The sequence below is a fragment of the Psychromonas aquatilis genome (assembly GCF_038155185.1).
GTDB classification, from domain to species: Bacteria; Pseudomonadota; Gammaproteobacteria; order Enterobacterales; family Psychromonadaceae; genus Psychromonas; species Psychromonas aquatilis.
Window position 1 is genome coordinate 1 of record NZ_JBAKAZ010000476.1, and the last position, 209, is coordinate 209.

Genomic DNA, 209 nt, shown 5'->3' on the forward strand with positions numbered 1-209 from the left:
CTTGGCTAATGCTTTAAGTCGTCCAGAAGACATTTTTTTCATTTGCTCTGCACGTCTTCTGCTGACATCTGATTTTAATGCTTTGCCAAGGAAGTTTTTGTAATTCACATCTTTTGTGTAGATGTTAGTTACAGCATTCGTTGCATATGAATTATTTTCATCTAATAACGCTTTCCAACTCGCATCAAATGCTGCTGATGCTCTTTTAC

At 36.4% G+C, this 209-nt stretch carries 1 protein-coding gene; it reads right to left on the reverse strand.

Annotated elements, in window-relative coordinates; all coding sequences use genetic code 11:
- Positions 1 to 209: hypothetical protein (locus V6256_RS16220; RefSeq protein WP_341599208.1), on the reverse strand; the 209-nt coding region annotated here is incomplete at both ends.